Below are 4,423 nucleotides of genomic sequence, written 5' to 3'. Positions count from 1 at the left end.
CGGCTGGTAAATTTCTTAATATCTATACTGTCTGCTGTACCAATGTCAAAGAACAAGGATGGAACTTTAAAGCTTTCTTCAGATATAATATTTTTAAAACGTGTCGCCTGATTTGTGTCTTTATTGAAAGAATCATAAATCAAAAGTTGTTTTATTTCAATACTATCTGGTGTTCTACCACTTTTTGTAACCTCTCTGTAAAGTTTATCAAAACTAAGAAGCTCTTTATCCTCAATAGCTTTTGAAACTAAACTAAGAGAACGAAATACATCTGAAGTGAACTTTTTTTCTTCGTTTTTTAGTGCGTTATTAATAAAAAATGCTTGAACGAAAATAATACCAATGAGCGATAAACTCATTAAAATCACCAATGCAACGAATAGCTTTTTGCCCATCATTCAAATTTAATATTTTAACATTTAGAATGATTGCTGTTTAACCTTACATTAACACAACTGTTAATTTTTAAGTTTTTTGATATGTTTTAAAATAGATTGATGGATAATTATAACTTGATTCTCATTATCCTTCAAATTATCATTAGTGATTACAAAATGCGATTTTTTAATTTTCTCCTTATCACTCATTTGATTTTTTATAATAGTTTCTATTTTTGATTTGCTAGAGTGATCTCTTTTAATCACACGATCAATACGCTCGTCTTTACTAGCAGTAACTGTAATTATAAAATCATAATTAGCCTCTTTATTATGTTCAAAAATAATTGCAGCTTCCTTAATTACATATAAAGATTCCTGCTTTTTAACCCATCGCTTAAAGTGAGAAACTACTTTTGGATGAATAATAGCATTCATCTTTTTTAGATACACTTTATCATTAAAAATTTTAGAAGCTATAAAAGGTTTATTGAGTTCATTATTAATATAGGCATCCTCGCCAAATAAAGCCGTTAATTTTCTCCTAATGACTTTAGATTTTGCCATTAATCGTTTGGCTTCATCATCTGCAATATAGACTGGTATACCCAAAGCTTTAAAAAAATTAGCGACTGTGGTTTTTCCGCTACCAATTCCTCCTGTAAGTCCTACGATAATCATTTAATAATATATTCTACTTTATTTTGTTTCATTCTAGCAGATTTTACTTGAATTGAATTTACAATAAGTTTTGGATTAAAATATGCTTTTCCAGATTTTAGAACTTCTCTATAGTCACATTCTATCATAAAATCTGAAAGGTTGACTTCTCTGTAACTCCGTAGACTTAAGTAATATGATACCTTAATATACTTGGGGAAATAATTAACCTCTATGTCATTTGGCACATTTAAAATTGTAATAGGAACATCAAACGTCCCTTCTGTAAACTTCTCTACACTAGCAGTTATATTTATATTTTCTTCTGAAAGTTTTAACCGCTCAGAAGAATTTGGAAGTTCTAAACCTAAATTTGTGTTGATGTTCGTCTTAATATTTTCTAAACTTAAAAGTTGTGTTTCTACAAAATCAACATTGCCGATCTCCTCTTTTGCACCAATAACATTAACTGAGTCGGGTTTTATTTCAATACCATCTAACGTATCAAAACCTGAAGCAAAATTAATTTTAGACTTTAAAACAACGGGAACCCTTTTCATACTTAACGTCCCAAAGGGTAATATTAAAGTATCAGGTTTCACCGCAATTATATCTACATTTTTACCTAAAAGTTTTTTAAAATCGTAAATTCCTTTATCTGCTAACCACACATAATTATTATCCTTTATATAGGTGCTCTTTTTAAAATCTAATTGGAAATTTTTGTCATAGAAATAATAGGATAATAAATTAAAACCATGGGTTGAAACTGTGACATTAACTTTAGGAATACTATCTAACGTAAGGATGTTTTTCTCTGGAAGGTTTCTATATTCAATATTAAATGGAATCGTTTCCACATAAGTTTCTGAAAGTTTAGTTACCACTAAAATCAAAAAAGCCAATAAAAAGAAAAGCCCAAAAACATTAAGCTTTTTGCTTTTTAATGATCTAACTAATTTTGTTTGTATGTTATTTAACATCTTTAAAAAATAATTTCGGAAAGTGTTTTTCAGGGTTTTTATTCAAAATTTCGATTGCTAAAGTAGATTTAAGAAAGCCGTACCCATATCCCAAGAATTGAATAAAAATAGCTAATATAGATTGAACTGCTACACTTATACTTTTAGTAGCGACTAATGACCATGTAAATGCTAAGAACAAATAACATCCATAGAGAAATAATGGTATTTTAAAGTCAAATAAAGCACATATGATCGCTATTATAAAACCTATTAAAAATAAAGCTGGAAACCAATATGTTAAACGTTTGGTTTGAGGATGCCACTTATTTAGTATAGGTCTAACCATACCAAATTTATGAACTTGCTGGTAAAATTTCATCCATGAAATACGCCGTTTGTGATACACAAAGGCTTCTTTAATTAATATCGTTTCGTAACCAAGCGTATTAAGTCTTATAGATAAATCTGGATCTTCTCCAGGATGAATTAATCCAAAACCTCCAGACGCCTCAAAAGCTTTCTTAGACAAGCCCATATTAAAACTTCTTGGTTGAAATTTATCGCCAGAAATCTTACCTCCTCTAATGCCTCCTGTTGTAATAAAAGAAGTCATAGCAAAGTTAATGGCTTTTTGAAGATTAGTGAAAGACCTATGTGCTGCATCTGGACCACCAAAACAATCTATATAATTAGTAGATAAATATGAAGTAACTATGGCCAAGTAATGCGTTGGTAACAAACAATCAGAATCTAAGATAATAAAGTAATTCCCTTTCGCCTGAGACATCCCAAAATTTCTAGAATCACCAGGACCTGAGTTGGGTTTAAAATAGTAAGATATATCTAAGTGAGATGAGTATTTATCAATTACAGATTTGCAATCTATAGTTGATCCATCTTCTACAATAACAATTTCAAACGCAAAATCTCCTTCTAAGTTTGTGAAACTTTTTAAAAGATCTTCTACCTCTTCTGGTCTATTATAAACAGGGATAATAAATGAAAAATGTAATGCACTCATATAATACAAAGGTAACTATTGTATTTAAATTATTATCTTTAATCTGAGTTACAAAATAACAAGAAATGAAGTCCAAAAACATATTTATACATATTCCCAAAACAGGTGGTACCACTATTAATTGTATCATGACAAAATCAGATTGGCAGACACAACCTGATTTTAATTATCGTCATATTTTATATGACACCAAACGTTCAAATTCGGGGGATATATTCAATCCATTAAAGAATGATGTATATTCAGAATATGACATTTTTAGTATGCTTAGAAACCCTGTGGATAGGATTATTTCTGAATATTACTTCATTAAAGATCGTCCCGAGTTTATGTCATTACTAAAACCAATTCCAAAAGACCTTATGGAATATGTTAAACATAAGCAAACCCGAAATTATATGATAGGATTCTTTTTAGGAAAACGTATGTATGATGAAGATTTAGTAACCAAAAATGATTTGGAATTAGTTTTAAACACCATTAAAAGCTTAAATATAAAAGTTGGGTTCTTTGAAGACTATGAAAAATCCATGCGATATTTTAGTTCAATTACTGGAATCAAGTGGCCAAAGACCGTTGATATAAAAAGGAAAACATTAAACAGACCAGAAATAAGTGAAGTCTCTCAAAATATAAAAGACATTATTTTAAAAAATAACGTGCTTGATTTAGAGCTATACAATGCATGTAAAATCGAATTTGATAGTGTAGATATCACAAATAATAAGGCCAACGGTATTCAGTTTATTGGTAATGAATACGATTATATTATGAAATACACGCAACGCTTTAATTTATTACAGGTTGGATTAAAAACGACTAGCTTTATAAACACAAATCAATTATATTTTAAAGACCTAAACCAAGTATTACATGAAAAACTAAAGCTCACAGAGGGACAATCCTATGTTTTAATTTGGACAGACTTTTTTATTAAATCATGTAATGAAGCATTTCCTGGAACAGACTTGGTAAAAAAAATAAATGTGTTAAGCAATACAGGAGAACCCTTAAACAAGGTTAAAGCAATTTGTAAAATCCTTGATGGAGAGTTAAAGAGGAAAGCTTCAAATTATAAAACGCAACTTATATGTAATACATCCAAATTAGATATGTCATTAAGAATCAAAAAAGGCTTCTTTTCAAAACTAAAATCAAAATTTAAATAACCCTTAAATTACATCAAAATAAAAAGCCCAATCTTAACGATTGGGCTTTTAAACTTATAAAAAGTTGATCTCTTACTGTTTGATAATTCTTACTACTTCAGTAACATTACCAATAGTAACTCTTACGAAATAAGCACCTTGGCTTAAAGATTCCATATTGATAGTACTATCTGTTACGTTAGGAGCAGTTCTAAGAACTTCTTGACCTAACATATTTAAAACAACTACATT

At 29.3% G+C, this 4,423-nt stretch carries 5 protein-coding genes and 1 pseudogene; 1 reads left to right on the top strand and 5 read right to left on the bottom strand.

Annotation, left to right across the window (positions count from 1 at the left end; all coding sequences use genetic code 11):
• The 4 genes and pseudogenes from ACJAZK_RS14815 to ACJAZK_RS14800 form a co-directional block, all read right to left on the bottom strand.
• Nucleotides 1-398, bottom strand: a pseudogene (locus ACJAZK_RS14815) (two-component sensor histidine kinase); the annotation flags it as partial.
• A gap of 60 nt (nucleotides 399-458) precedes the next feature.
• The gene (gene coaE / locus ACJAZK_RS14810) at nucleotides 459-1,058 is read right to left on the bottom strand and encodes a dephospho-CoA kinase (RefSeq protein ID WP_415224710.1); all 600 of its coding nucleotides are present in this window, start codon (nucleotides 1,056-1,058) and stop codon (nucleotides 459-461) included.
• On the bottom strand, nucleotides 1,055-2,020 hold the full coding sequence (locus ACJAZK_RS14805; RefSeq protein WP_415224709.1) for a CdaR family protein: 966 nt from the start codon (nucleotides 2,018-2,020) through the stop codon (nucleotides 1,055-1,057). The genes coaE and ACJAZK_RS14805 overlap by 4 nt, the downstream gene beginning before the upstream one ends.
• Nucleotides 2,010-3,023 (bottom strand): glycosyltransferase, encoded by a 1,014-nt coding sequence (locus ACJAZK_RS14800; RefSeq protein ID WP_415224708.1) that lies wholly within the window; start codon nucleotides 3,021-3,023, stop codon nucleotides 2,010-2,012. The genes ACJAZK_RS14805 and ACJAZK_RS14800 overlap by 11 nt, the downstream gene beginning before the upstream one ends.
• Nucleotides 3,024-3,088: 65 nt before the next feature.
• On the opposite strand from ACJAZK_RS14800, the gene ACJAZK_RS14795 reads away from it, so the two are divergent.
• Nucleotides 3,089-4,192, top strand: a complete 1,104-nt coding sequence (locus tag ACJAZK_RS14795; RefSeq protein ID WP_415224707.1) for a sulfotransferase family 2 domain-containing protein — start codon at nucleotides 3,089-3,091, stop codon at nucleotides 4,190-4,192.
• Nucleotides 4,193-4,264: 72 nt separating this feature from the next.
• On the opposite strand, the gene ACJAZK_RS14790 is transcribed toward ACJAZK_RS14795, so the two are convergent.
• Nucleotides 4,265-4,423 (bottom strand): T9SS type A sorting domain-containing protein (locus tag ACJAZK_RS14790; protein WP_415224711.1); only part of this gene is annotated, 159 nt, incomplete at its 5' end.

It is taken from the genome of Psychroserpens sp., from assembly GCF_047633235.1.
In the GTDB taxonomy this organism is placed as follows: domain Bacteria; phylum Bacteroidota; class Bacteroidia; order Flavobacteriales; family Flavobacteriaceae; genus Psychroserpens.
This window is presented reverse-complemented; position numbering and strand designations above follow the sequence as displayed.

What these genes read in the sequence shown, in the direction of transcription:
- coaE (WP_415224710.1), bottom strand. Translation starts at nt 1,058, where the DNA reads ATGATTATCGTAGGACTTACAGGAGGAATTGGTAGCGGAAAAACCACA.
- ACJAZK_RS14805 (WP_415224709.1), bottom strand. Translation starts at nt 2,020, where the DNA reads ATGTTAAATAACATACAAACAAAATTAGTTAGATCATTAAAAAGCAAA.
- ACJAZK_RS14800 (WP_415224708.1), bottom strand. Translation starts at nt 3,023, where the DNA reads ATGAGTGCATTACATTTTTCATTTATTATCCCTGTTTATAATAGACCA.
- ACJAZK_RS14795 (WP_415224707.1), top strand. Translation starts at nt 3,089, where the DNA reads ATGAAGTCCAAAAACATATTTATACATATTCCCAAAACAGGTGGTACC.